Origin of the sequence: Streptomyces sp. NPDC007983 (assembly GCF_042958345.1) — a bacterium.
GTDB lineage: Bacteria > Actinomycetota > Actinomycetes > Streptomycetales > Streptomycetaceae > Streptomyces.
In genome coordinates, this window is the sequence record NZ_JBIBJI010000012.1 from 171118 (window position 1) to 197879 (window position 26762).

The 26762-nt window shown below is 71.0% G+C and carries 20 protein-coding genes; 12 read left to right on the forward strand and 8 right to left on the reverse strand.

Annotated features, from left to right (window positions below):
- The first annotated feature begins 168 nt into the window (after positions 1-168).
- The 7 genes from ACFZCY_RS31080 (at position 169) to ACFZCY_RS31110 (ending at position 8243) form a co-directional block, all read left to right on the forward strand.
- Positions 169-1551 (forward strand): enolase C-terminal domain-like protein, encoded by a 1383-nt coding sequence (locus ACFZCY_RS31080; RefSeq protein ID WP_391180791.1) that lies wholly within the window; start codon positions 169-171, stop codon positions 1549-1551.
- Positions 1548-2324 carry an SDR family oxidoreductase gene (locus ACFZCY_RS31085; RefSeq protein ID WP_361479438.1) on the forward strand — a complete coding sequence of 259 codons (777 nt, stop codon included), beginning with the start codon at positions 1548-1550 and terminating at the stop codon, positions 2322-2324. The genes ACFZCY_RS31080 and ACFZCY_RS31085 overlap by 4 nt, the downstream gene beginning before the upstream one ends.
- Before the next feature lie 261 nt (positions 2325-2585).
- Positions 2586-3620 (forward strand): substrate-binding domain-containing protein, encoded by a 1035-nt coding sequence (locus tag ACFZCY_RS31090; protein WP_391180578.1) that lies wholly within the window; start codon positions 2586-2588, stop codon positions 3618-3620.
- A 2-nt stretch (positions 3621-3622) separates the two neighbouring features.
- The gene (locus ACFZCY_RS31095) at positions 3623-5293 is read left to right on the forward strand and encodes an ATP-binding cassette domain-containing protein (RefSeq protein ID WP_391180581.1); all 1671 of its coding nucleotides are present in this window, start codon (positions 3623-3625) and stop codon (positions 5291-5293) included.
- Positions 5290-6330 carry an ABC transporter permease gene (locus ACFZCY_RS31100; protein ID WP_391180584.1) on the forward strand — a complete coding sequence of 347 codons (1041 nt, stop codon included), beginning with the start codon at positions 5290-5292 and terminating at the stop codon, positions 6328-6330. Before ACFZCY_RS31095 ends, ACFZCY_RS31100 begins: the two co-directional genes overlap by 4 nt.
- A gap of 39 nt (positions 6331-6369) precedes the next feature.
- A complete protein-coding gene (locus ACFZCY_RS31105) occupies positions 6370-7365 on the forward strand; it encodes an aldo/keto reductase (RefSeq protein ID WP_391180586.1) in 996 nt (331 codons plus the stop codon).
- A 23-nt stretch (positions 7366-7388) separates the two neighbouring features.
- Positions 7389-8243: an amidohydrolase family protein gene (locus tag ACFZCY_RS31110; protein ID WP_391180589.1), complete on the forward strand. Its 855-nt coding sequence runs from the start codon at positions 7389-7391 to the stop codon at positions 8241-8243.
- Positions 8244-8886: 643 nt separating this feature from the next.
- Here the strand turns inward: ACFZCY_RS31110 and ACFZCY_RS31115 are convergent.
- From ACFZCY_RS31115 to ACFZCY_RS31140, 6 genes are all read right to left on the reverse strand, one after another.
- Complete coding sequence (locus ACFZCY_RS31115) at positions 8887-9558, reverse strand: FadR/GntR family transcriptional regulator (protein ID WP_361479453.1); 672 nt, start codon at positions 9556-9558, stop codon at positions 8887-8889.
- Between the two features lie 110 nt (positions 9559-9668).
- Positions 9669-10139, reverse strand: coding sequence for a hypothetical protein (locus ACFZCY_RS31120; protein ID WP_391180592.1), 471 nt, complete (start codon positions 10137-10139; stop codon positions 9669-9671).
- Positions 10140-10459: 320 nt separating this feature from the next.
- Positions 10460-12070 (reverse strand): FAD-dependent oxidoreductase, encoded by a 1611-nt coding sequence (locus tag ACFZCY_RS31125; RefSeq protein WP_391180594.1) that lies wholly within the window; start codon positions 12068-12070, stop codon positions 10460-10462.
- Between the two features lie 5 nt (positions 12071-12075).
- A complete protein-coding gene (glpK, locus tag ACFZCY_RS31130) occupies positions 12076-13623 on the reverse strand; it encodes a glycerol kinase GlpK (RefSeq protein ID WP_391180597.1) in 1548 nt (515 codons plus the stop codon).
- A 37-nt stretch (positions 13624-13660) separates the two neighbouring features.
- Positions 13661-14455, reverse strand: a complete 795-nt coding sequence (locus tag ACFZCY_RS31135; RefSeq protein WP_391180600.1) for an aquaporin — start codon at positions 14453-14455, stop codon at positions 13661-13663.
- Positions 14456-14778: 323 nt separating this feature from the next.
- Positions 14779-15543: an IclR family transcriptional regulator C-terminal domain-containing protein gene (locus ACFZCY_RS31140; protein ID WP_391180604.1), complete on the reverse strand. Its 765-nt coding sequence runs from the start codon at positions 15541-15543 to the stop codon at positions 14779-14781.
- A 235-nt stretch (positions 15544-15778) separates the two neighbouring features.
- Between ACFZCY_RS31140 and metH the strand changes: the two genes are divergently transcribed.
- The 4 genes from metH to ACFZCY_RS31160 all read left to right on the forward strand — a co-directional run bounded on the left by metH (position 15779) and on the right by ACFZCY_RS31160 (position 23707).
- Positions 15779-19282, forward strand: a complete 3504-nt coding sequence (gene metH, locus ACFZCY_RS31145; protein WP_391180606.1) for a methionine synthase — start codon at positions 15779-15781, stop codon at positions 19280-19282.
- 128 nt (positions 19283-19410) lie between these two features.
- The gene (locus ACFZCY_RS31150) at positions 19411-20112 is read left to right on the forward strand and encodes an HAD-IA family hydrolase (RefSeq protein WP_391180609.1); all 702 of its coding nucleotides are present in this window, start codon (positions 19411-19413) and stop codon (positions 20110-20112) included.
- Between the two features lie 339 nt (positions 20113-20451).
- On the forward strand, positions 20452-22056 hold the full coding sequence (locus tag ACFZCY_RS31155) for an ABC transporter substrate-binding protein (protein WP_391180612.1): 1605 nt from the start codon (positions 20452-20454) through the stop codon (positions 22054-22056).
- A 55-nt stretch (positions 22057-22111) separates the two neighbouring features.
- A complete protein-coding gene (locus tag ACFZCY_RS31160) occupies positions 22112-23707 on the forward strand; it encodes an ABC transporter substrate-binding protein (protein ID WP_391180615.1) in 1596 nt (531 codons plus the stop codon).
- A gap of 57 nt (positions 23708-23764) precedes the next feature.
- Here the strand turns inward: ACFZCY_RS31160 and ACFZCY_RS31165 are convergent, their stop codons facing one another.
- Together ACFZCY_RS31165 and ACFZCY_RS31170 are read right to left on the reverse strand one after the other, a co-directional pair.
- The gene (locus ACFZCY_RS31165) at positions 23765-24436 is read right to left on the reverse strand and encodes a response regulator transcription factor (RefSeq protein WP_009719179.1); all 672 of its coding nucleotides are present in this window, start codon (positions 24434-24436) and stop codon (positions 23765-23767) included.
- A gap of 13 nt (positions 24437-24449) precedes the next feature.
- Positions 24450-25382 carry a PD-(D/E)XK nuclease family protein gene (locus tag ACFZCY_RS31170; protein ID WP_391180619.1) on the reverse strand — a complete coding sequence of 311 codons (933 nt, stop codon included), beginning with the start codon at positions 25380-25382 and terminating at the stop codon, positions 24450-24452.
- Positions 25383-25510: 128 nt separating this feature from the next.
- Here ACFZCY_RS31170 and ACFZCY_RS31175 point away from each other — a divergent pair, with 128 nt between their 5' ends.
- Complete coding sequence (locus ACFZCY_RS31175) at positions 25511-26755, forward strand: site-2 protease family protein (RefSeq protein WP_391180621.1); 1245 nt, start codon at positions 25511-25513, stop codon at positions 26753-26755.
- Positions 26756-26762 lie beyond the last annotated feature (7 nt).

Consider the following 26762-nt stretch of genomic DNA (forward strand, 5'->3'; position numbering starts at 1 on the left):
GGCCCCCGCCGCAGCCCCCGTACAGGAACCCACACTCATTCATCCGACCTGTTTCCCGAAAGTTGCGGCACACCTCTGGACGAGACCCCCAAGTCAGCGCTATACATCGGATCACCGATAAAGGTCCGATGTTCTATTGCGCGTCGTTCAGGGAGCCCCCCATTGAGTTTGCGCCCGACCGTCACTGAGTTCGAGGTCCATGACATCCGGTTTCCCACCTCGGAGCAGCTCGACGGCTCGGACGCCATGAATCCGGACCCCGACTACTCCGCTGCCTATGTGGTGCTCCGTACGGACGCCGATGACACCACCGACGGCACCGCCGGGGCGGAAGGCCACGGTTTCGTCTTCACCATCGGCCGCGGCAACGACGTGACCGCCGCCGCCATCGACTCCCTGCGCCCCCATGTCGTCGGCCGCCCCGCCCCGCTCACCGCGGCCGGACTGGCCGACCTCTACCGCGACCTCACCCACGATTCGCAGCTGCGCTGGCTCGGCCCGGAGAAGGGCGTCATGCACATGGCGGCGGGCGCGGTGGTGAACGCCGCCTGGGACCTCGCTGCCCGGCAGGCCGGAAAGCCGCTGTGGCAGTTCCTGGCCGACATGTCGCCCGAGGAGCTGGCCGACCTCGTCGACTACCGCTATCTCAGCGACGCCCTCACCCGCGACGAGGCGCTGGAGATCCTGCGCGCCGCCGAGCCCGGCCGCGCCGAGCGCGCCGCGCGCCTGCGCGAGCGCGGCTACCCCGCCTACACCACCTCGGCGGGCTGGCTCGGCTACTCCGACGAGAAAATGATCAAGCTGGCGCAGGAGGCGGTCTCCGACGGCTTCGATCAGATCAAGCTCAAGGTGGGCGGCGACCTCGACGAGGACCTCAGACGGATGCGGCTGGCCCGCGAGGCGGTCGGCCCGGACATCCGGATAGCCGTCGACGCCAACCAGCGCTGGGACGTCGCGGAGGCGCTGCGCTGGATGCGCGCGCTGGCGCCGTACGACCCGCACTGGATCGAGGAGCCGACCAGCCCGGACGACGTCCTCGGTCACGCCGCCATCCGCGCCGGGCAGCCGGTCAAGGTCGCCACCGGTGAGCATGTCGCCAACCGCGTCGTCTTCAAACAGCTGCTTCAGGCCGAAGCCGTCGATTTCGTGCAGATCGACGCGGCGCGCGTGGCCGGGGTCAACGAGAACCTGGCGATCCTGCTGCTCGCCGCCAAGCACGGGGTGCCGGTGTGCCCGCACGCGGGCGGCGTCGGGCTGTGCGAACTCGTACAGCATCTGGCCATGTTCGACTTCGTGGCCGTCTCGGGCAGCTGGGAGGACCGGGTCATCGAGTACGTCGACCACCTCCACGAGCACTTCGCCGATCCGGTGGTCGTCGAGGGGGGCCGGTACCGCGCACCGGCCGCCCCGGGCTTCTCCGCCCGGATGCTCCCCGAGTCGATCGCCGCCTACCGCTTTCCCGACGGGCCCGAATGGCAGGCCCGGAACGCCGCACCGCAGGCGGCGCCGCAGTCGGCACCGCAGTCCGTACGACAGGAGGAGACCCCTTGAGCCCCACCGGCGACTTCGAAGGGCTGGCCGCGCTCGTCACCGGCGGCGCCTCGGGCATCGGCGCCGCCATCGCCGCCACGCTGCGCGACCGCGGTGCGCGGGTCGCCGTGCTCGACCGGGACCCGTCGGGCGCCCCGGCCGGCACCCTGCCGGTCAAGACGGACGTCACCTCCGACGAGGGAGTACGGACCGCGGTGGAAGCGGTGGTGGCCGAATTCGGCGCCCTGCACACCGTCGTCGGCAACGCGGGGATCGGCGCGATCGGCACCGTCGAGGACAACTCCGACGAGGAGTGGCAGCGGCTGCTGGACGTCAACGTGCTGGGCCTGGTGCGCACCGCGCGGGCCGCGCTGCCGCATCTGCGCGCGGCGGCGGCCGACCGGCCCGGCGCCGTCTCGATCACCCACACCTGCTCGATCGCCGCCACCGCCGGACTGCCGCAGCGCGCCGCGTACAGCGCGAGCAAGGGCGCGGTGCTGTCGCTGACCCTCGCCATGGCCGCCGACCACGTACGCGAGGGCGTCCGCGTCAACTGCGTCAACCCCGGCACCGTCGACACCCCGTGGGTGGGGCGGCTGCTCGGCCAGGCCGCCGATCCGGCGGCCGAGCGCGCCGCCCTGGAGGCCCGTCAGCCGACCGGGCGGCTGGTGTCGGCCGAGGAGGTCGCCGCGGCCGTCGCGTATCTGGCGAGTCCCGCCGCCGCGGCCGTCACCGGCACCGCGCTGGCCGTCGACGGCGGGATGCAGGGGCTGCGCCTGCGCCCGGCCACCTGAGCCCCACACCGGCCGCCGCTCCCGCGCCGTACGACGCGCCGCGCGGCACCGAACCGCGCCACCGCACCGAACCGCGCCACCGCACCACACCGCGCCGCCGCGCCCGCACCGCACACCGCCCCGCGCGGCGCCGCACCCCGCACGACCGCACCCCGCACGACCGCACCCCGCACGACCGCACCACTGCACCAGACATCCGCACCGCGCACCATCGCACCCCGCACCACGCACGTCGCACCACTCGACCAAGGACGGGACTCGATGACGAGACTCCGCACGACCGGAGCCGCGGCCTGCGCCGTGCTGCTCGCCGTCGCCGGGCTGGCCGGCTGCAACCGTGAGAGCAACGGCGCCGGAGGCGGCAAGGTCGGTATCGACATGCCGCGCACCGACACGGACTTCTGGAACTCCTACCAGCAGTACCTGGAGAAGGGCATCGACAAGGGCACGGTCTCCGCGCTCCCGCTGTCCAACTCGCAGAACGACATCTCCAAGCTCGTCTCCAACGTCCAGGCGTTCACCGACCAGGGCGCCAAGGCGATCGTCATGGCGCCCCAGGACACCGGGGCCATCTCCTCCACCCTGGAGCAGCTGGAGGAGAAGAAGATCCCCGTCATCAGCGTGGACACCCGTCCCGACTCCGGCAAGATCTACATGGTGGTGCGGGCCGACAACCGGGCGTACGGCACCAAGGCGTGCGAATACCTCGGCCGACAGCTGGGCGGCAAGGGCCGGGTCGCCGAACTCCAGGGCGACCTCAGCTCCATCAACGGCCGCGACCGCTCGCAGGCGTTCGCCTCCTGCATGAAGAAGAAGTATCCCGGCATCACGGTGCACGAGCTGCCCACCGACTGGAAGGGCGACGTCGCCTCCGCGAAGCTGCAGAGCCTGCTGGCCCAGCACCACAAGCTCGACGGCATCTACATGCAGGCGGGCGGCGCCTTCCTGCAGTCCACCCTGGCGCTGCTGGAGCAGAAGAAGCTGCTCAAGCCCGCGGGCCGGACGGGCCACATCACGATCATCTCCAACGACGGCATACCGGAGGAGCTGGACGCGATCCGCTCCGGGAAGATCGACGCCACCCTCTCCCAGCCCGCCGACCTCTACGCCCAGTGGGCCCTGAACTACGCGAAGGCGGCGCTGAACGGCGAGAAGTTCAAGCCCGGACCGACCAACCACGGCTCGAAGATCGTCAAGATCGAGAACGGTCTGGAGGACCAGCTTCCGGCGCCGCTGGTCACCAAGAAGAACGTCGACGACCCGAAGCTGTGGGCCAACCAGCTCGAAAAGAAGTAGTGATGACAGCGGCAGCACAGCCCACCGTGGTCCGGGCGCGGGGCATCGTCAAACGCTTCGGACCCACCGTCGCCCTGGACCACGCCCACCTGGCCGTGCGCCCCGGGGAGGCGCACGCCCTCGTCGGACGCAACGGGGCGGGCAAGTCCACGCTGGTGTCCGTCCTCACCGGCATGGAGCGCCCGGACGAGGGCGAGGTGACCTTCTCCGACGAACCCGCCCCCGGCTACGGCGACACCCAGGCCTGGCAGCGCCGGGTCGCCTGCGTCTACCAGAAGTCGATGGTGGTCCCGCATCTGACGGTCGCCGAGAACCTCTACCTGGGCCGCTTCCAGGGCACCGGGCGCATCCGGTGGCGCGCCCTGCGCGAGGAGGCCCGGGCGCTGCTGGGGGAGTACGGCGTCGACGTGGACCCCCAGACCCGGGCGAAGGACCTCGGCGTCGAGCAGCGGCAGTTCGTGGAGATCGCCCGCGCCCTGTCCTTCGGCGCCCGGCTGATCATCCTCGACGAGCCCACCGCACAGCTCGACGCGGGCGGCATCGACCGGCTCTTCACCAAGCTGCTCGAACTGCGCCGCCAGGGTGTCGCCTTCCTGTTCATCTCGCACCACCTCCAAGAGGTCTACGACCTCTGCGACACCGTCACCGTCTTCCGCGACGCCCGCCATGTGCTGACCGCCCCCGTCGCCGACCTGCCCAAGGAGGACCTGGTCGCGGCGATGACCGGCGACGGCGAAGCCGCCCGGGAGGGCGACTCCCGGGCCGCCGTCCACGCTCCCGTCACCGTGCGGAAGGCCGACCAGGGCGGCGAACCGGTGCTGCGCACCGAAGGGCTCACCCTGGAGGACGAGTTCGCGCCGCTGGACCTGGTGGTGCGGCCGGGCGAGGTGCTGGGTCTGGCCGGGGCGACCGCCAGCGGCAACACGGCGATCGGCGAGACCCTGGTGGGCCTGCGCAAACCGGGCGGCGGCCGGGTCTTGGTACGGGGCAGGCCGGTACGCCCCGGCAGCGTGCCGCACGCCATCGACGCGGGCATCGGCTACGTCCCGGAGGACCGCCACGACCAGGGCCTGGTCCTGGGCCGCAGCGTCGCCGAGAACGCCACGCTGACCGTCACCGACCAGCTCGGGCCGTACGGCACGGTGCTGCCGTCCCGCACCCGCGCCTTCGCCCAGCGCATGATCACCTCGCTCGACATCAAGACCTCGGGGCCCTCGCAGCCCGTCTCGGGCCTGTCCGGCGGCAATCAGCAGAAGGTCGTCATCGCCCGGGCGCTGGCCCGCGAACCGAGCGTGCTGGTCGCGATCCGGCCGACCGCCGGGGTGGACGTGAAGTCCAAGGACGCCCTGCTCGGCGTCGTACGGGATGTCGCGGCGGCCGGGAGTGGCGCGCTGATCGTCTCCGACGAGCTGGACGACCTGCGGGTCTGCGACCGGGTCCTGGCGTTCTTCCACGGGCGGGTCGTCGCCGAGTTCGGCAGCGGCTGGACCGACCGCCAGCTGGTCGCCGCGATGGAAGGCATCACGGAACCGGGCACGACGAGCGACACGGGCACGACGAGCGACTCGGGCACCACGGGCGCCACGGGCACCGCCAGCACACGAGGCACGCACGGCACGGCGAACGGCACGGCCGGGGGAACCGAAGACCGCACGGGAGGACCACAGACATGATCGGTACCGCACGGCAGCAGCCCGCCGAGGCGGTGGCGGACGGGGCGACGGGGGCCCGCAGCCGTCCGCGGATCGACATCGCGCGCTGGCGCGATCTGTCCCTGGTCCCGGTGATCTTCGTCCTGGGCGTGATCGGCTTCATCGTCTCGCCCGCCTTCCTCACCGAGGACAACCTGATCGGCGTCGTCCAGCAGTCCACCGAGCTGGGGCTGCTGGTGCTGGGCGAGGCGCTGATCCTCATCAGCGGCCGGATGGACCTCTCCCTGGAGTCCACCATCGCCGTGGCGCCCGTGATCGCCCTCTGGCTGGTGCTGCCCTCGCACGGCGCACGCTTCGAAGGGCTCGGGCTGCTGCCCGTATGGACCGCCATTCCGCTGTGCCTGGCGGTCGGCGCCCTGATCGGCGCGGCCAACGGCTTCCTGATGCTCAAGCTGCGCGTCAACGGCTTCATCGCGACCCTGGGCATGCTCACCATGCTGCGCGGACTCCAGGTCGGCATCGCGGAGGGCCAGTCCATCGTCAACGTCCCCGAGTCGTTCCGCTACCTCGGCAAGGCCGACTGGCTGGGCGCGCCCGCCGCCGTCTGGCTGTGCCTGGGCCTGTACGCGCTCGGCGGCCTCGCGCTGGGCTATCTGCGGCACGGCCGCGCCCTGTACGCGATCGGCGGCAACCCCGAGGCGGCGCGCGCCGCCGGTATCCGCGTCGACCGCATCACCTGGATCGTGCTCAGCGTCGGCGGCGTGCTGGCCGCCTTCGCCGGAATCCTTTACACCGGCCACTACGGCTCGGTCGCCGCGACCCAGGGAAACGGCTGGATCTTCCAGGTGTTCGCCGCCGCGGTCATCGGCGGCATCAGCCTCAAGGGCGGCCGCGGCACGCTCTTCGGAGCCCTCACGGGTGTGCTTACGCTGCAATTGGTCGTCAATGTGATGACCCTCGGCGGCGTTCCGCCACTGTGGAACCAGTTCATCAACGGCTCCATCATCATCGTCGCGCTGATCATCTCCCGCTACGCGAGCGGCGAGAAGCAGGACTGACGCACAGCACCGGGAAACAGGGAACAGAGGCGAGGAATCATGGCGCAGGTACCCCAAGGGACGCGCGAACTGGGGCGCTCGGGCGTCTACGTACCACCCCTCGGCCTCGGCTGCGCCCCGCTGGCCAATCTGTACGCCGCCGTGCCCGAGGAACGCGCCCTGGCGACCGTCCACACCGCCCTGGAACTCGGCTGCACCTACCTGGACACCGCGCCGCACTACGGCGTCGGGCTCTCCGAGGAGCGGCTGGGGCGCGCGCTCGCAGGTGCCGGGCGCGGCTCGTACACGCTCTCCACCAAGGTGGGGCGGCGGCTGCGGGACCGCGCGCCCGGCGAGCCCGTCCAGCCGGACGGCTTCGCGGACACCCCCGACCGCGTCCGCGAGTGGGACTTCTCCCGGGACGGCATCCGCGCCTCCCTGGAGTCCTCCCTGGAACGCCTCGGGGTCGACGCCCTCGACATCGTCTACGTCCACGACCCGGAGAACCACATCCGCGAGGTGTACGAGACGGCCTTCCCGGCGCTCGCCGAACTGCGCGACCAGAAGCTCGTCCGGGCCATCGGCTTCGGCATGAACTACAGCGACATCCTCGCCCGCTTCGTCGCCGACCTCGATGTGGACGTCGTCCTGTGCGCCGGGCGCTGGACCCTGCTGGAGCGCACCGCCTACGACGACCTGCTGCCGGAGTGCGAGCGGCGCGGCACCTCCGTGGTGGTCGGCGGCGTCTACAACTCCGGCCTGCTCGCCGACCCCCGCCCCGGCGCGCGCTACAACTACGAGGAGGCGCCGCCGGAGATCGCCGAGCGGGCCCGGCGGCTCGCCGCCGTCTGCGCCGAGTTCGGGGTGCCGCTGCGGGCCGCCGCGCTGCGCTTCCCCTTCGGCCACCCCGCCGTGGCCGCGGCCGTCGTCGGCTGCGCCTCCCCGGCCGAGGTGCGGGACAACGCCGAGATGTTCGGCCACGACATCCCCGACGAGCTGTGGCACGCGCTGGTCGAGCGCGGTCTGCTCGACGACGACATCCCGTTGCCGCTCTGACGGCCCGATCCCGAGGAAATTCCGTGCCGCTCAGCCGAATCGACGCCCACCACCACCTGTGGGACCTGTCCCGCCGGCCGCAGCCGTGGATGGACGGCCCCTGGGCCGACCCCATCAACCGCACCGTCACCCCGGCGGACCTGCTGCCGCATCTGGACGCCCACGGGATCGACGCCACCGTCCTCGTCCAGTCCAGCTCCTCGTACGACGAGACCCGTGAACTCCTCGCCCTGGCGGGTGCCTCGGACCGGATCGCGGGCGTCGTCGGCTGGGCCGACCTCACCGACCCCGAGCTGCCCGCGGTGCTCGCCGCCCTGGCCGCGGGACCGGGCGGTGACCGGCTGGTCGGGCTGCGGCACCAGGTGCAGGACGAGGCCGACCCCGACTGGCTGGCGCGCCCCGACGTACGGCGCGGCCTCGCCGCCGCGGCCGACGCGGGGCTCGTCTACGACCTGCTGGTCACCCCGCGCGAACTGCCCGCCGCGATCACGGCGGTACGGGAACTGCCCGGCGTGCGCTTCGTCCTCGACCACGCGGCGAAGCCGCCCGTCGCGAGCGGCGAGCACGAGCCGTGGACCGGCCTCCTGACGGAACTGGCCGCCCTGCCCAACGTCGACTGCAAGCTCTCGGGACTGGTCACCGAGGCCGACTGGACGGCCTGGAAGCCGGAGCAGGTGCTGCCCTACGCCCGCCATGTGCTGGAGGTGTTCGGCCCGGAGCGGGTGCTGTTCGGCTCGGACTGGCCGGTGTGCGAGCTGGCCGCGACGTACGCGGACGTCGTGGCCCTGGCCGACCGGGCGACGGCCGGACTCACCGACGCCGAGCGCGCCTCGGTCTTCGGCACAAGCGCCACTCGCGCGTACGGCCTGAAAACCTAGCGCGCTGCCCACCCCGCCGCGGCCGTTCGCCGGCCTGGGCCCGGTGCGTGAGGGCGGCGCCCCGGTGGCCGCCCGGGCCCCGTGCCTCGGCCGAGGGGCTGATGTGGGCCCCGAGGGGGGAGGGCAGTGTCCCGGTGGGCGCCGGGCTCTGTGCCTCGGCGCGGTCGTCCTGGGCATTGGGCCGGGGGCAGGGGCGAAGCCCCCGGCGGGCTCCGGGGAGGAGCGTCCGAGGGGCCCGGGGTGGCGCCCCGAGCCGCGGGGCGGGGGCGGTGCCCCGGTGGGTCGGTCGGGCCCGTGCCTCGGCGCGGCCGTCCTGGGCTTTGGTCCGGGGGCCTGGGGCGAAGCCCCCAGTGGGTCAACCGGGCCCCGCATCCTTGCGCGGCCGTTCTTCGGCCTCGGGCCGGGGGCTGGGCGGTGCCCCGGTGGGTCGCCCTGGCCCCGCACCCCAGAGTGGCCGGTCCTCGGCCTCGAGCCGCCCGGGCAGGGGTCTGAGTGTGAAGCCCGAGTGGGTCGCCCGGGCCCCGCGCCTCGGCGCGGTCGTTCCTGGGCATTGGGCCGAGGGTCTGGGGCGGAGCCCCAGCGGGGGCCGGGGGCGGAGCCCCGGTTCGGGAAGGGGCGGGGTGGGGAAAGCAGCCCCCCGCCGTCACAGCGTCGAGCGCAGCCACTGCTCCACGCTCGCCACATGCACCGTCGCCCACGACCGCGCCGCCTCCGCGTCCCGGTCCCGGAGCGCGCCCAGGATCGCCCGGTGCTCGTGCAGGGTGCGGCTGACCGCGTCCTCCTGCGTGAGGCCGCGCCAGACGCGGGCGCGGGTCGTGGGGCCGGAGAGCCCGTCCAGGAGGGAGCAGAGCACCGAATTGCCCGACGCGTGGACGATCCCCCGGTGGAATTCGAGATCGCAGGCGACCAGCTCCTCCACGGACGGCGTCTGCCCCAGCGCGTCCAGCTGTGCGCCGAGCGCGTCCAGCGCGGCGTCGCTGATCCGGCCGCACGCCTGCGCCGTGGCCGCGGGCTCCAGGATGCGGCGCACCGCCAGAAACTCCAGGACGGTGTCGTCCCGGTGGAAGTCCACGACGAAGCTCAGCGCCTCCAGCAGCAGCTGAGGGTCGAGGCTGGTGACGTACGTACCGTCGCCCTGCCGTACGTCGAGGATGCGGATCAGGGACAGCGCGCGGACGGCCTCGCGCAGCGAATTGCGGGACAGGCCCAGATCCGCGGCCAGCTCGCTCTCCTTGGGAAGCCGGTCACCCGGGCGCAGCGCACCCGAGACGATCATGCCCTTGATTTTTTCGATCGCCTCGTCGGTTACCGCCATGATGGACCTCCGGGTGAAACATCCGATGTATGGGTCCATTATGACGCGCGCGGACCGGCGGCGTCTTCAGGGGACGCCGCCGGTCCGCTGCCGGCTTCCGCCGAGGTGGCTCAGAAGGTGAAGGGGCCCGGGGACTGGGCCGAGGTGGCGGTGCAGTTGACCGTGATCAGGCCGAAGACCACCAGCTTCAGCGACTTGGCCGCCAGCACGTCGCCCGCGGCCACGGTGCCCTTGAGCGGGCCGGTGGTCACATCGGCGCCGGTCTTGATGGCCGGGTTGGCGTTGCCGGTGAAGGTCGTGGTGCCGGAGCCGTTCTTCGACAGGGTCAAGGTCGAGGCGACCGCGCCCGCCGGAATGTCGATCGGCGCCTTGACGGCCGCCGAGGAGAGGGTGATGGTCGCGGCGGTGCCGTTCTGCGTGGCCGTCAGCGTCGCCAGGCCGGAGCCGTACGTTCCGCAGTCGGCCGTCAGGGTCGCGGTGGTCGGGGTGACCGCGACCGCGCTCGGCGCCAGCGCGAGCGCGCCGGCGGCCAGTGCTGCTGCTCCCATTGCCGTGCCGATCCCGAGCTTGATGCGTCTCATGGGGGACTGCCTTCCGGAGTGGGGGAAGTGAGCGGTGGGCTTGTGGGGGGTGCGCTGCGCCCGCACGCTCTGACGGTCCGTCATGTGACGTGTGGGCGGAAGCTATTGATACGCGCGCAGCCGAAGAAGGCAAGAGTGATTCCGCAACTTTTTAACGCGCGAGTAAGGTCGCGCCCCGCACAGCGACAAGCAGCGACAGCAGCGACAAGCGGCAACAGGCGGCGACAAGCGGCAACAGGCGGCGACAAGCGGCAACAGGCGGCGACAAGCAGACGGCCGGGTGAGGAGAAACGTCTCCTCACCCGGCCGCCCGTATGCCCTCAGCCGCGCTTGGCCAGCAGCTCCTCGACCCGCCCGCGGATGCCGTCGTCGTCCAGACCGCGGATCGTCAGCGTGGTGCGGCGGCGCAGCACGTCGTCCGCCGTCTGCGCCCACTCGTGATCACGGGCGTAGACGACCTGGGCCCAGATCTCCGGGGCGTCCGGGTGGATCCGCTCGGCGAGCGCCGCGTCGCCGCTCGCCAGCCGCGCGATGTCGAAGGAGAGCGAACCGTAGTGGGTCGCCAGGTGGCGCGCGGTGTCCGCGGCCATGCGCGGGCCGGGCGTGCCGCCGTCCACCAGCAGCCGGTGGGCGACCGCGTGCGGATTGGCCAGGCCCGGCAGCGGCATGTGCTTGGGCAGCTGCCCGACCGGCTCCATGTCGTCCGCGAGCGGACGGCCCGGCAGCTGGGCGAGCTTGCTCATCACGGTGCGGCCGATGTGGCGGAAGGTGGTCCACTTGCCGCCGGCTATGGAGAGCATGCCGCCCTTGCCCTCGGTGACCACCGTCTCCCGCTTGGCCTTGGCGGTGTCGCCGGGGCCGCCGGGCAGCACCCGCAGCCCCGCGAACGAGTAGGTGATCAGATCGCGGGAGAGCTGCTGGTCGCGGATGGAGAAGGCGGCCTCGTCCAGGATCTGGGTGATGTCGGCCTCGTTGACCGCCACATCGGCCGGGTCGCCCTCGTACGGCTCGTCGGTGGTGCCGAGCAGCAGCATGTCCTCCCAGGGGAGGGCGAAGGTGATGCGGTACTTGTCAATGGGCGTCGCCAGGGCCGCCCGCCAGGGGGAGGTGCGCTTGAGGACCAGGTGAGCGCCCTTGGAGAGGCGGATGGACGGCGCCGCGTGCGGGTCCTCCATCCGGCGCAGGTGGTCCACCCAGGGGCCGGTGGCGTTGAGCACCAGCCGCGCGTCGACGCCGAACTCGGTGCCGTCGGTGCGGTCCTTCAGCTCCGCCCCGGTGACCCGGCCGCCGGTCTTGCGCAGCCCGGTGACCTCGGCGTGGTTGAGGACGGTGGCGCCCGCGTCGACCGCGGCCCGGACCGTCATCAGGGCCATGCGGCTGTCGTTCATCTGCCCGTCGCCGTACACGGCGACCGCCCGCAGCCCCTCGGTGCGCAGCTCCGGGACGTCCCGCGCGGCCTTCTCGGCGTTGATCACATGGCCGACGCCGTCGCGGAACGCGGAGAGCGCCGAGTACGCGAAGACGCCCGCGCCCAGCTTGGCCGCGCCGTGCGGGCCGCCCTTGTAGACCGGCAGGTAGAAGGTGAGCGGGTTGGACAGGTGGGGCGCGACGCTGCGCGAGACGGCGCGCCGCTCGAAGTGGTTCTCGGCGACGAGCTTGACCGCGCCGGTCTGGAGGTAGCGCAGGCCGCCGTGGAGCAGCTTGGAGGAGGCGGAGGAGGTGGCGCCGGCGAAGTCGCCGGCGTCCACCATGGCCACCCGCAGTCCGGACTGCGCGGCGTGCCAGGCAGTGGTGATGCCCAGGATGCCGCCGCCGATCACCAGGAGGTCGTACGAAGCCTTGGACAGCTGTTCCCGGGTTTCGGCGCGGGTCGGGTTCGAACCGGCAGCCGGGTGCGTCCCGAGGGAAGGAACGCTCTGCAGGGGGGTCATTGGGATTACTCCTCGTCCTCGATCCAGCCCATGGTCCGCTGCACGGCCTTGAGCCAGTTCTTGTACTCGCGGTCCCGTATGTCCGCGTCCATACGGGGGGTCCACTCGGCGGCCCGGCGCCAGTTGGCGCGCAGCGCGTCGGTGTCCGGCCAGAAGCCGACGGCCAGGCCGGCGGCGTAGGCGGCGCCGAGGCAGGTGGTCTCGGCGACCATCGGGCGCACCACGGGTGCGTCGAGGGCGTCCGAGAGGGTCTGCATCAGCAGGTTGTTGGAGGTCATGCCGCCGTCGACCTTGAGCGCGGTCAGCTCGACGCCGGAGTCCTTGGTCATCGCGTCGACGATCTCGCGGGTCTGCCAGGCGGTGGCCTCCAGCACGGCCCGCGCGATGTGCGCCTTGGTGACGTAACGGGTCAGGCCCGCGATCACGCCGCGCGCGTCGTCGCGCCAGTACGGGGCGAACAGGCCGGAGAACGCGGGCACGAAGTACGCGCCGCCGTTGTCCTCCACCGAGCTGGCCAGGGTCTCGATCTCGGCGGCGCTGTTGATCAGCCCCATCTGGTCGCGCATCCACTGCACCAGCGAACCGGTGACCGCGATGGAGCCCTCCAGGGCGTACACCGGCTTCTGGTCGCCGATCCGGTAGCCGACGGTGGTCAGCAGGCCGTTGTAGGAGTTGACCGGCTTGTCGGCGGTGTTCATCAGCAGGAAGGTGCCGGTGCCGTACGTGGACTTGGCCTCGCCCTCGCCGAAGCAGGTCTGGCCGAACAGGGCCGCCTGCTGGTCGCCGAGCGCGGAGGCGACGGGCACGCCCGCGAGAATGCCGTCGGCGGTGTGCCCGTAGACCTCGGCGGAGGAACGGATCTCCGGCAGTACGGCGGCCGGGATGTCCATCGACGCCAGGATCTTCGGATCCCAGTCGAGGGTGTGGAGGTTCATCAGCATGGTGCGGGAGGCGTTGGTGACGTCGGTGACGTGCACCCCGCCGTCGACCCCGCCGGTCAGGTTCCAGATGACCCAGGAGTCCATGGTGCCGAAGAGGATCTCGCCCGCCTCGGCCCGCTCGCGCAAGCCCTCGACGTTGTCCAGCAGCCAGCGGATCTTGGGCCCGGCGAAGTAGGACGCCAGGGGCAGGCCCGTCTCACGGCGGAAGCGGTCCTGGCCGACGTTGCGGCCCAGTTCCCGGCACAGGGCGTCGGTGCGGGTGTCCTGCCACACCAGCGCGTTGTGCACCGGCTCACCGGTGTTCTTGTCCCACAGCAGGGTGGTCTCGCGCTGGTTGGTGATGCCGATCGCCTTGACGTCGGCGGAGGTGATCTCGGCCTTGGTGATCGCGCCGGTCACGACCTCCTGCACGTTCTGCCAGATCTCGGCCGCGTTGTGTTCGACCCAGCCCGGCTTGGGGAAAATCTGTTCGTGCTCCTTCTGGTCGACCGAGACGATGCGCCCGTCCCGGTCGAAGACGATGCAGCGGCTGGACGTGGTGCCCTGGTCGATGGCGGCGATGAACGGACCGTGTCCGTGGGAGGAGGCGCTCGTGGTGTGGGTGTCGGTCATGGTGGGTTGCTCTCCTGCGAGTCCGATGGGGTGGGGGCTAGGCGAAGGCGATCTGGTAGATGCCGCCGGCGAGGGCTCCGCCGAGGAGCGGGCCGACGACGGGGATCCAGGCGTAGCCCCAGTCCGAGCCACCCTTGTTGGGCAGTGGCAGGAGGGCGTGCACGATGCGCGGGCCCAGGTCACGTACCGGGTTGATGGCGTAGCCGGTCGGGCCGCCGAGCGAGAGGCCGATGCCGACCACGACCAGGGCGGTGATCAGGACGCCGATCACGCCGAGCCCCTTGCCCTCGCCGTTCAGGCCCTGGGTGAGGATGGCGAGGACCAGTACGGCGGTGGCGATGATCTCGGTGGCCAGGTTCTGAGCGGTGTTGCGGATCTCGGGGCCGGTGGAGAAGATCCCCAGCACCGGGCCCGCGTCGGAGGTCTGGGCGGCGTCGGCCGTCTTCGTGTCCTGGGCGCCCGGACCGCCGACGATCTCGCGGTCGGTGAGATGCGCCCGGAAGTGGCCCACGTACGCGACCCACACCAGCACCGCGCCGATCATGGCACCGGTGATCTGCGCGAGGAGGTAGATCGGTACGTCGCTCCACTTGGTGCCGCCCTCGATCGCGAGACCGATGGTCACCGCCGGATTGAGGTGCGCACCGGAGAGCGGCGCCGAGATGTACGCGCCCGTGAGGACGGCGAAGCCCCACCCGAAGGTGATCGCCAGCCATCCCGCGTCGAACGCCTTGGACCGCTTCAAGAGAACGCCTGCGACGACACCGCAGCCGAGCAGGGTGAGTACGGCGGTACCGATGGTCTCGCCGATGAAGATGTCGGAGCTGGACACCCGCGACTCCTTTGTCCTTCGTCCAGGGGAAGGCGAACCCCCGGTCCCGCCGAGGATCCGCGCCCTCGTGGGAGGGCGTTGGTCGGCCCGCGGCGAGTCCACCATAGCGAATATTGTCGTCAGGTGTTCGACAATGCCGACCGATGAACGGCAGTTTTCTTCACGGCGAAGACCCCGTCAAGGGTCGTGTGGAGGAAAACTCCGGAGGATGTGAAACCGTGATGAATGACCATAGACCTGGCCAAAGGTCCTGGTCAGGCTCCCGGTCCAGGTCGGAGCCGGTCCAGGCCGGGGCAGGGGTCGAGCCGGGGTTGGTGCCGGGGTCAGAAGCGGCCGGCGCCCAGATCGCGGGAGACCGCCCGCGCGCAGTCCCGTACGGCGGCGATCAGGTCGGAGCGCAGCTCCCCGTCCGCGCACACCCGCTCCACCGCGCCCGCGATCCCCACCGCCCCCACCGGCAGCCGCCGCCGGTCGTGCACCGGGGCCGCGACCGAGGCGACGCCCTCCCAGGTCTCCTCCACATCGGCGCCCCAGCCGCGCGCCCGGGTGAGCGCCAGAACGCCCTCGAACGCGTCCGCCTCGGTCACCGTGCGCGGGGTGAACGGCTTCCGGTCGCCCTCGGCGGCCTCGCTGTGCGCCACCGGGTCGTACGCCGACAGCACCTTGCCCAGGGCGGTGGAGTGCAGCGGCTGCATGGCGCCGACCTCCAGCACCTGACGGCTGTCGTCCGGCCGGAAGACATGGTGGACGATGAGCACGCCCTGCTGGTGCAGTACGCCGAGGTAGACGCTCTCGCCGCTGGAGCGCGCCAGGTCGTCCGTCCACACCAGGGCCCGGGCGCGCAGCTCGTGGACGTCCAGATAGCTGTTGCCCAGCCGCAGCAGCTCGGCGCCCAGCTGATAGCGGCCCGAGTTCTCGTCCTGTTCGACGAACCCCTCCTGCTGGAGGGTGCGCAGGATGCCGTGGGCGGTCCCCTTGGCGAGGCCGAGGGTGGAGGCGATGTCGGACAGTCCCAGCCGGCGCTCGCCCCCGGCGAGCAGGCGTAGCATCGCGGCAGCCCGCTCCAACGACTGGATGTTCCGTGCCATCGCCAACCTCCTGACTGCGGTTCGACAATGCTGAACACTATCGGTCCATGTCGACTCCGCGGTACATGGAGCCAAACGTAAACGATCACCAGTCCGCGACGGCCGACCGGAGGATGTTCGTCCGGCTGCTGGGACGGACACCTGCCCCTTGCGCCCGGCAGCTAGGCTGGCCTGGTGCGTCCTCCCCGAGCGAGGGCGCAAAGCCGACAGCCGTCGCACTCCAGGGAGCACATCCATGGCCTCGCACACGTCATCGTCCGCATCCGCCGCCCGAGTCGACGCCCTCCGCGAGGCACTTGCCTCCCGCGTGGTGGTCGCCGACGGTGCGATGGGCACGATGCTCCAGGCGCAGGACCCCAGCCTCGACGACTTCCAGCAGCTCGAGGGCTGCAACGAGATCCTGAACATCACCCGCCCCGACATCGTCCGCTCGGTCCACGAGGCGTACTTCGAGGTGGGCGTGGACTGCGTCGAGACGAACACCTTCGGCGCCAACCACGCGGCGCTGGGCGAGTACGACATCCCCGAGCGGGTCTACGAGCTGTCCGAGGCGGGCGTCCGGATCGCCCGCGAGGTGGCCGACGAGTTCGCCGCCGACGGGCGCCACCGCTGGGTGCTCGGCTCGATGGGCCCCGGCACCAAGCTCCCCACCCTCGGCCACGCCCCGTACACCACGCTGCGCGACGCCTACCAGCAGAACGCCGAAGGCATGATCGCCGGTGGTGCGGACGCCCTCCTGGTCGAGACCACCCAGGACCTGCTGCAGACCAAGGCCGCGGTCCTCGGCGCCCGCCGCGCCCTGGACGCCACCGGCACCAACCTGCCCATCATCTGCTCGGTCACCGTCGAGACCACCGGCACCATGCTGCTGGGCTCCGAGATCGGCGCGGCGCTGACCGCGCTGGAGCCGCTGGGCATCGACATGATCGGCCTGAACTGCGCCACCGGCCCGGCCGAGATGAGCGAGCACCTGCGCTACCTCGCCCGCCACGCGCGCGTGCCGCTGTCGTGCATGCCGAACGCGGGTCTGCCGGTGCTCGGCAAGGACGGCGCCCACTACCCGCTGACCGCGGGCGAGCTGGCCGACGCCCAGGAGACCTTCGTCCGCGAGTACGGGATGTCCCTGGTCGGCGGCTGCTGCGGCACCACGCCCGAGCATCTGCGCCAGGTCGTCGAGCGGGTCCGCGACCTGACCCCGACCGCGCGCGACCCGCGCCCCGAGCCGGGCGCCGCCTCGCTGTACCAGACGGTGCCGTTCCGCCAGGACACCTCGTACCTGGCCATCGGCGAGCGGACGAACGCCAACGGGTCGAAGAAGTTCCGCGAGGCCATGCTGGAGGGCCGCTGGGACGACTGCGTGGAGATCGCCCGTGAGCAGATCCGCGAGGGCGCCCATCTGCTCGACCTGTGCGTGGACTACGTCGGCCGCGACGGCGTCGCCGACATGCGGGAGCTGGCCGGCCGCTTCGCCACCGCCTCCACCCTGCCCATCGTGCTGGACTCCACCGAGGTGGACGTCATCCAGGCCGGACTGGAGAAGCTGGGCGGCCGCGCGGTCATCAACTCGGTCAACTACGAGGACGGCGACGGCCCCGAGTCCCGCTTCGCCAGGGTCACCCGGCTCGCCCGGGAACACGGCGCCGCGCTGATCGCGCTGACCATCGACGAGGAGGGCCAGGCCCGCACCGCCGAGCACAAGGTGGAGATCGCCGAGCGGATCATCGCCGACCTGACCGGCAACTGGGGCATCCACGAGTCCGACATCCTCATCGACTGCCTGACCTTCACCATCTGTACCGGTCAGGAGGAGTCCCGCAAGGACGGCCTCAACACCATCGAGGCGATCCGCGAGCTGAAGCGCCGTCACCCCGATGTGCAGACCACGCTGGGGCTGTCGAACATCTCCTTCGGCCTCAACCCGGCCGCCCGCATCCTCCTCAACTCCGTCTTCCTGGACGAGTGCGTCAAGGCCGGGCTGGATTCGGCGATCGTGCACGCGAGCAAGATCCTGCCGATCGCGCGGTTCGACGAGGAGCAGGTCACCACGGCCCTGGACCTGATCTACGACCGGCGCGCGGAGGGGTACGACCCGCTGCAGAAGCTGATGGCGCTGTTCGAGGGCGCCACCGCGAAGTCCCTCAAGGCGGGCAAGGCCGAGGAACTGGCCGCCCTGCCGCTGGACGAGCGGCTCCAGCGGCGCATCATCGACGGCGAGCGCAACGGCCTGGAGGCCGACCTCGACGAAGCCCTCGCCGAGCGGCCCGCCCTGGAGATCGTCAACGAGACGCTGCTGGAGGGCATGAAGGTCGTCGGTGAGCTGTTCGGCTCCGGCCAGATGCAGCTGCCGTTCGTGCTCCAGTCCGCCGAGGTGATGAAGACCGCGGTGGCCTATCTGGAGCCGCACATGGAGAAGTCCGACGACGAGGGCAAGGGCACCATCGTGCTCGCCACCGTCCGCGGCGACGTCCACGACATCGGCAAGAACCTCGTCGACATCATCCTCTCCAACAACGGCTACAACGTCGTCAACCTCGGCATCAAGCAGCCGGTCTCCGCGATCCTGGACGCCGCCCAGGAGCACCGCGCCGACGTCATCGGCATGTCAGGGCTGCTGGTGAAGTCCACGGTGATCATGAAGGAGAACCTGGAGGAGCTGAACCAGCGCAGCCTGGCCGCCGACTACCCCGTCATCCTCGGCGGCGCCGCCCTCACCCGCGCCTACGTCGAACAGGACCTCCACGAGATCTACGAGGGCGAGGTCCGCTACGCCCGCGACGCCTTCGAGGGCCTGCGTCTGATGGACGCCCTCATCGCCGTCAAGCGCGGCGTCCCCGGCGCGGAGCTGCCCGCGCTCAAGCAGCGCCGCGTACCCAAGCGGGACACGGCGCTGAGCGACCCGGAGCCGGAGGGCCCCGCGCGCTCCGACGTGGCCACCGACAACCCGGTGCCCACCCCGCCCTTCTGGGGCACCCGCGTCGTCAAGGGCATCCAGCAGGTCGACTACGCCTCCTGGCTGGACGAGGGCGCGCTGTTCAAGGGCCAGTGGGGGCTCAAGGAGGCCCGCACGGGCGACGGGCCGAGCTACGCGGAGCTGGTGGAGTCCGAGGGGCGCCCGCGGCTGCGCGGCTGGCTGGACAAGCTGCGTACGGAGAACCTGCTGGAGGCCGCCGTGGTCTACGGCTACTTCCCCTGCGTCTCCAAGGGCGACGACCTCGTCCTGCTCAACGACGACGGCAGCGAGCGGACCCGCTTCACCTTCCCGCGCCAGCGCCGGGGCCGCCGCCTGTGCCTGGCGGACTTCTTCCGGCCCGAGGAGTCCGGCGAGACCGATGTGGTCGGGCTCCAGGTGGTCACCGTCGGCTCGAAGATCGGCGAGGCGACCGCCGAGCTGTTCGCCGCCGACTCCTACCGCGACTACCTGGAGCTGCACGGGCTGTCCGTGCAGCTCGCCGAGGCGCTGGCCGAGTACTGGCACGCCCGGGTCCGGTCCGAGCTGGGCTTCGCCGGTGAGGACCCCGGCGACATCGAGGACATGTTCGCGCTGAAGTACCGCGGCGCGCGCTTCTCGCTCGGCTACGGCGCCTGCCCCGACCTGGAGGACCGGGCGAAGATCGCCGATCTGCTGGAGCCGGAGCGGATCGGGGTGAAGCTCTCCGAGGAGTTCCAGCTGCACCCCGAGCAGTCGACCGACGCGATCGTCATCCATCACCCGGAGGCCAAGTACTTCAACGCCCGGTAACCGGTGGGCGCCCGACAGGAGGCGCCGCGACGCCCCGCGTCGTAGACTGGTCGATCCGGTAGAGGCCGGTCGTCTTCCCACCAGCGGAAGGGGGCCGGCCTTCGTGCCCCTTATCCGGAGGTGTTTGGATGACCAGCAGCATCCCCGCCGTCGACACCCGTTTCGCCGAGGGCTCCGCCCTGCAGGCGGTCCTGCTCGACATGGACGGCACCCTGGTGGACACCGAGGACATCTGGTGGGACGCGGAAGTGTCCATCTTCGCCGAGCTGGGCCACGCCCTCGCCGAGGAGTACCGCCAGGTGGTGGTCGGCGGCCCGATGGCCCGCAGCGCCTCGTTCCTCATCGAGGCCACCGGCGCCGACATCGCGCTCGCGGAGCTGTCCGGCCTGCTGAACAGCCGTTTCACCGAGCTGCTCGACGGGACCGTGCCCATGCTGCCCGGTGCGCGCCGGCTGCTCACCGAGCTGGCCGCGCACGAGGTGCCGACCGCCCTGGTCTCCGCCTCGCACCGGCGGGTGATGGACCGGCTGCTGCGGTCCATCGGACCTGAGAACTTCGCGCTGACGGTCGCGGGCGACGAGACCGGCCGCACCAAGCCGCACCCCGACCCGTATCTGTTCGCCGCCGCGGGGCTGGCCGCCGACCCGGCGCGGTGCGTGGTCATCGAGGACACCGCGACCGGGGTACGGGCCGCCGAGGCGGCCGGGTGCCGGGTGGTGGCGGTGCCCTCCGTCGTACCGATCGAGCCCGCGGCGGGCCGTACGGTCGTCGCGTCACTGGAAGAAGTCGATCTTCCATTTCTCCGCTCGCTGGTCACAGCGGTGCACTGATCGCGCACTGAGCGTATTTCTGTAAATTGCAGACTGAATAACGCGCTCCCCGTTTTTGTGCGGCGGCGACGGCATTTCGGGCGTGATGTTTATCACTGCATATGCCGTCGACAGGTGGGGCGGGTATCTGCTGCGCGTCCCGTCTGGTGCGATTTGGGCAAGCCCTTGTGTCCGGATTGGTGACATGCCGTACGATACGCGACCGCGTTCGGATATCGGTCGGCTCATATCCGTTATCGGTGCGTGATATCGCCTCAACTTCGTTGTGTCTGAGCATGGCTGGCGCCTCGGACTAATCTCGTCGCGAGTGGTTGATCGATCGCAGGGAGACTCCCGACAATGAAGCGCAAGTCGCTCGCGCTGCCGGCCGTGGCGGGCCTACTGACGTCAGTGCTCACCGCATGCGGTGGATCCGACAGCTCGGGCTCCGACGACGGCGCCATCGTCCTGGGGAGCACCGACCTGATCGAGGCCTCGAAGGCGGCGCCCGCCCCGCTGGACCCCGCCCAGGCCTACGACTTCGCCTCCTGGAGCGTCCTGCACAACAGCTTCCAGACGCTGATGCGGCTGCCCCGCTCGGGCACCGAGCCGATACCCGACGCCGCGCAGAAGTGCGGCTTCCAGGACCGGCAGAGCGAGCAGTACCGCTGTACCCTGCGCAGCGGGCTCACGTTCTCCAACGGCCACGAGCTCACCTCCGAGGACGTCAAGTTCTCCCTCGACCGCATGCTCCGCATCAAGGACCGCAACGGCCCGGCCTCCCTGCTCTCGAACGTGGACAAGGTCGAGACCCCGACCTCCCGCGAGGTCGTCATCCATCTCCGCGCGCCCGACGCGACCTTCCCGTCCAAGCTCACCACCCCGGCCGCGGCCATCCTGGACAGCGAGGTCTACCAGGGGAACGCGCTGCGCAAGGGCTTCGACCTCGTGGGCTCGGGCCCGTACCAGGCGAAGACCGAGGTCCGGGGCGACCGGCTGGTGAAGGTGCTCTTCACCCGGAACCCCAACTACCAGGGCGATGTGAAGCCGGACAGCGACAAGGTCGAGCTGCGGTTCTTCGAATCCGCGTCGGCGATGGAGAAGGCGCTGGCCAAGGGCGACATCGACGTGGTGCACCGCGGCTTCGCGCCCGGCCAGATCGACAAGCTCAACAAGGGCGAGGTCAAGGGCGTCCGGCTCTTCGAGTCCTCCGGCCAGGGCATCCGCTACCTCGTCTTCGACACCGAGGACCCGACGGTGAGGGCCAAGGCCGTACGGCAGGCCATCGCCCATCTGGTGAACCGGCAGGCGCTGGTGCGCGACGTCTACAAGCGGACCGCCGAGCCCCTGTACTCGATGATCCCGAACAACGTCATCTCGCACACCAACTCGTTCTACAACAAGTACGGCGACCCCGACCCGGACGCGGCCCGCGGCGCCCTGCGCGATGCCGGGATCAGCACCCCGGTGAAGCTGACCCTGACGTACACGACCGACCACTACGGTCCGGAGACCGCCCAGGAGTTCAAGGAGCTGCAGGGCCAGCTCAACCGCAGCGGCCTGTTCAAGGTCAAGATCAAGGGCGTCCGCTGGACCGAGTTCCGCCCCAACCTCCCCAAGCACGCGTACGCTGCCTACGGCATGGGGTGGCTGCCGGACTTCCCGGACCCGGACAACTACATCGCGCCGTTCCTGACCAAGGACAACTTCCTGGGCTCGCCCTACCGCGACAGCACCGTGCAGGACGAGCTGATCCCGCGGACCCGGCAGGAGAGCCAGCGCACCCGCGCGGCCGGAGACTTCCAGACCATCCAGAACACCGTCGCCGACGATGTGCCCTATCTGCCGCTGTGGCAGGGGAACACCTATGTGGCGGCCCGGGAGAACATCACCGGGGCCGAATACGCATTCGACTCCTCGACCATGCTGCAGCTATGGGAGCTGGGCCGAGGCGCCGGCAGCTGACGCGACGCCAGACGGGGGCCGGATACGAGACGACGAAACTGTGAGGAAACCACCCGTGAGGAAACGTGACCAGTGGCTGGCAGCTCCGCTCGGTGCGGGACTGGCCGCCGCCCTGCTCACCGGCTGTGGGAGCGAGGACGGGGACGCCGCGGGCAGCGGTGAGCACGTCGTCATGGGAATGTCGGACGAGGTGCTGGCCACCGACCCGGCATCCGGCTACGACCCGGGCTCCTGGCTGTTGTTCAATAACGTGTTCCAGTCGCTGCTGAGCTTCCCCAAGGGCGGCACCACCCCGCAGCCGGAGGCGGCGGAGAAGTGCGGCTTCAAGGACAACTCCAGCCGGGTCTTCACCTGCACCCTGCGGAACGACCTGACGTTCTCCAACGGGCATCCGCTCACCTCCGAGGACGTCAAGTTCTCGTTCGAGCGCACCATGCGGATCAACGACGAGAACGGCCCGGCGGTGATGCTCTCCACCATCGGGGACATCAAGACCCCGGACGAGCGGACCGTCGTCTTCAACCTGAAGACCCCGGACGCCACCTTCCCGCAGAAGATCGCCTCCGGCGCCGGGTCCATCGTGGACCACAGCGAATACCCGGCCGACAAGCTGCGCAGCGACAACAAGGCGATCGGCTCCGGCGTCTACAAGCTGGACTCCTTCAGCAAGAAGGAGGCGGACTTCTCGGTCAACGGCGACTACAAGGGTCCCGCCAAGGCCCAGAACACCGGGCTGACCCTGAAGTTCTTCCAGGGCCGGCAGCAGGAGCTGAAGGACGCCGTCCAGAACGGCGACGTGGACCTGGCCTACCGCGGACTGGCCATGAAGGACCTGGCCGACCTGCAGGCCGAGTCCCTCAGCGGCGGCAAGAACCTGAACGTCGTCGAGGGAACCGGCGCCGAGATCCAGCACCTGGTCTTCAACATGAAGGACCCGGTGGCCGGGAAGCTGGGCGTCCGCAAGGCCATGGCATACCTCATCGACCGCTCCACCCTGGTCCGGGACGTCTACAAGCGCACCGCCGAGCCGCTGTACTCGGTCGTCCCGGCCGGGATCACCGGCCACAACACGGCCTTCTTCGACAAATACGGCGACCGGCCGCAGCCCGAGAAGGCCAAGCAGGCGCTGCGGGAGGAGGGGATCACCGACAAGGTCAAGCTCACCCTGTGGGGCACCCCGATCCGCTACGGCCCCGGCACCGTGCCAGGCCTGCACGAGATCGCCAAGCAGCTCAACGCCAGCGGGCTGTTCGACGTCGACGTGAAGAGCACCGACGTCGCCACCTACGAGAAGGGCGTGGCCGCGGGCGACTACCCCGTCTACGTCAAGGGCTGGGTGCCCGACTACCCGGACCCGGACAACTTCGTCGCCCCGTTCTTCGGCGCCGGCAACGTCCTGGCCAACCACTACACCTCGGCGCAGCTGACCGGGCAGCTCATCCCGGCGACCGCGGGCCAGCCCAGCCGCGCGGCCACCGTCGGCGACTTCCAGAAGATCCAGAACCTGGTCGCCGACGACGTGCCGATGCTGCCGCTGTGGCAGGGCAAGCAGTACGCGGTGGCCCAGGAGTCCATCTCCGGGCTGCAGTGGACCCTGGACGCCTCGACGGTCTTCCGCTTCTGGGAGATCAAGAAGTCGCCGACCGACTGACGCCCGTCCCGCCCCGGCGCGCGCCTTTCACGCACCGCGCGCGCCGGGGCGGTGCGGCTACTGCGCGCCGGGGCGGACCAGCCCGCTCTCGTACGCGTAGACCGCGGCCTGCACCCGGTCCCGCAGCCCCAGCTTGGTCAGTACATGGCCCACATGCGTCTTGACCGTCGTCTCGCTCACGAACAGATCCGCGGCGATCTCCGCGTTCGACAGGCCCCGGGCCACCAGCTTGAGCACCTCGACCTCGCGCTCGGTGAGCGTGTGCAGGGTGTCCGGAACCGGCTCCTCGCCCGACGGCAGATGCCCGGCGTACTTGTCGAGCAGCCGCCGTGTGATGCTCGGCGCCAGCATCGCCTCGCCCGCCGCCACCACCCGGATGGCCTGCACCAGCTCGGTGGCCGGCGCGTCCTTCAGCAGAAAGCCGCTGGCCCCGGCGCGCAGCGCCTCCACCACGTACTCGTCGAGGTCGAAGGTGGTCAGCACCAGCACCTTCGCCGGGCCGTCCCGCCCGGGGCCGGTGATCTGCCGGGTCGCCTCCACCCCGTCCATCCGCGGCATCCGGATGTCCATCAGCACCACGTCGGGCTGGAGCGCCCGCACCTGGTCGAGGGCCTGCAGACCGTCCCCCGCCTCGCCGACGACCGCCAAGTCCTGCTCCGCCTCCAAAATCATCCGGAAGCCGGTGCGCAGCAGCGGTTGATCATCGACCAGTAGGACGCGGATCGCCACGGGATCTCCTTCGCTAGACCGCGTCCATTCTGCCGGAGCCGTCGCCCCCGGAGGGAGCGGGGGACGGAGCCGTGGACTGCGCCGGGATCACGGGCAGCGGATACGGCGGGGGAGTGCCACCGAATTCCGGACAGCGCGCCTGGTGATCGCACCAGCCGCACAGCTTGGTCCGGCGCGGCAGGAAGTCCCCCGTCTCCGTCGCCAGCCGGATCGCCTCCCACAGGGCCAGCACCTTGCGCTCCACCCCGAGCAGATCCCGCTCGTCCGGGTCGTAACTCAGCACATCGCCGCTGCCCAGGTAGACCAGCTGCAGCCGGCGCGGCACGGTGCCGCGCAGCCGCCACAGCACCAGGGCGTAGAACTTCATCTGGAACAGCGCCTCGCCCGCGTACCGCGGCCCGGGCGCCTTCCCTGTCTTGTAGTCGACGATCCGCACCTCACCGGTCGGCGCGATGTCCACCCGGTCGATGATCCCGCGCAGCGTCAGCCCCGACTCCAGCGCGGTCTCCACGAACAGCTCCCGCTCGGCGGGCTCCAGCCGGGTCGGGTCCTCCAGCGAGAACCACTCCTCCACCAGCTTCTCGGCCCCCGCCAGCCACTCGGCCAGCTGCTCCGGGGACTCCGCACCGTCCTCCCCCTGGAACAGCTCCGCCAGCTCCGGCTTGGCCGCCAGCAGCCGCTCCCACTCGCCCGGCACCATCGCCCGGGCGCGCGGCGCGGTGCGCTCGGCGGCGGGCGCGTCGAACAAGCGCTCCAGCACCGCGTGCACCACCGTGCCCCGGGTCGCGGCCGCGCTCGGCTTCTCCGGCAGTTTGTCGATCACCCGGAAGCGGTACAGCAAGGGGCACCGCATGAAGTCGGCCGCTCGGGACGGGGAGAGCGACGCGGCGCGGCCTGACTGCGGTGCCCCGTCCGGCTGTTCGGGGTGCCCTGAGGTGATTCCCATGGCCAAGACCCTACGACCCGCCACCGACAGCCGGACGCATACCATCGACGTCCGAGCCCCTCGCACTGCATGATCGTGGGGACCGTATCAAAACAGGGTGCGACGGACGCACCCGACGAGGGGACACCGTGGACAACAGCGGGCAGCGGCAGTCCGGCGACGGGGGAGCGGACCGCACGACCGAGCCCGAGGCGGACAAGCCGCGCCGCCCACGCGAGGCGGGCGGCGGCATCCTGATGGGGCGCCCCTTCGGCGTACCCGTCTACGTCTCGCCCAGCTGGTTCCTGGTGGCCGCCCTCATCACCTGGGTCTTCGGCGGCCAGCTGGAGCGGGTGCTGCCGGAGCTGGGCGCCGCCCGCTACCTGGTGTCACTGTTCTTCGCGGTCGCCTTCTACGCCTCCGTCCTGGTGCACGAGCTGGCCCACACCGTGGCCGCCCTGCGCTTCAAGCTGCCGGTGCGCCGGATCCAGCTGCAGTTCTTCGGCGGCGTCTCGGAGATCGAGAAGGAGTCCGAGACCCCCGGCCGGGAGTTCGTCCTCGCCTTCGTCGGCCCGCTGCTCTCCCTGGTCCTCTCCGGGGTCTTCTACCTCGGGATGCTGGTCGTGGAGCCCGACTCGGTGCCCGGGGTGCTGCTCGCCGGGCTGATGATCTCCAACCTCATCGTGGCCGCCTTCAACCTGCTCCCCGGCCTTCCGCTGGACGGCGGGCGGATGCTGCGCGCCGTCGTCTGGAAGATCAGCGGCAGGCCCATGGCCGGCACCGTCGCCGCCGCCTGGACCGGCCGGGCGCTCGCCGTCGCCGTCCTGGTGGGGCTGCCGCTGCTCACCCAGGCGGGCGGCCTCGGCGGCGAGCCCAAGGACTTCGGCAGCGTCGACTCGCTCACCGACGCGCTGCTCGCCGCCATACTGGCCGCGATCATCTGGACCGGCGCGGGCAACAGCCTGCGCATGGCCCGGCTGCGGGAGCGCCTGCCGGACCTGCGCGCCCGCAACCTCACCCGGCGCGCCGTGCCCGTCGCCGCCGACACCCCGCTGTCCGAGGCGCTGCGGCGGGCCAACGAGGCGGGGGCGCGCGCCCTGGTCGTGGTGGACGGCCACGGCGCCCCGACCGCCGTGGTGCGGGAGGCGGCCATCGTCGGGGTCCCGGAGCACCGGCGCCCCTGGGTCGCGGTCAGCGGCCTCGCCCAGGACCTCAAGGACGGTATGCGGGTCTCCGCCGAGCTGACCGGCGAGGAGCTGCTGGACACCCTGCGCGCCACCCCGGCGACCGAGTACCTGGTGGTGGAGGAGACGGGTGAGATCTACGGGGTGCTCTCCACGGCGGACGTCGAGCGCGCCTTCGTCAACGCCATGGCGCGCACCCCGACCGCCTGAGGCGGTC